Origin of the sequence: Brenneria corticis (assembly GCF_003115855.1) — a bacterium.
Taxonomy (GTDB): Bacteria; Pseudomonadota; Gammaproteobacteria; order Enterobacterales; family Enterobacteriaceae; genus Brenneria; species Brenneria corticis.
Map to the genome: position 1 here is coordinate 1 of NZ_KZ819150.1, position 465 is coordinate 465.

Below are 465 nucleotides of genomic sequence, written 5' to 3' on the forward strand. Positions count from 1 at the left end.
CATAATCTGCTTCTTGAACGTAAACCCGCTGATCCTTGCCGTAAGCGGGCCCATAAGGGGCGCGTAGCAGTAGCTGAAAGTAACCGGCGCTGGTGCTCAGATGGCTTTGAGTTCCGCTGTGATAATGGCGAAAAGCTGCGGGTGACCTTCGCGCAGGACTGCTGCGACAGGGAGATCATTGACTGGGCAGCGAGCACCGGAGGCTATGACAAAGAAACGGTGCAGGATGTCATGCTGGGTGCGGTGGAAAAACGCTTCGGAAGGCAGTTGCCAACAGAGTCGCTGGAGTGGCTGACGGATAACGGTTCAGCCTACAGGGCTCATGAAACGCGGGCGTTCGCCCGGTTGCTGGGACTGGAGCCTTGCACGACAGCAGTGCGAAGCCCGGAAAGCAACGGCATAGCAGAAAGCTTCGTGAAGACGATAAAACGGGACTACATCAGCATCATGCCGAAACCGGACAGC

Annotated in this window: 1 protein-coding gene; it reads left to right on the top strand. The window is 57.0% G+C overall.

Features of this window, described 5'->3' with window-relative positions; all coding sequences use genetic code 11:
• On the top strand, positions 1–465 hold a 465-nt coding region (locus tag DDT56_RS24290; RefSeq protein WP_168197692.1), incomplete at both ends, for a DDE-type integrase/transposase/recombinase.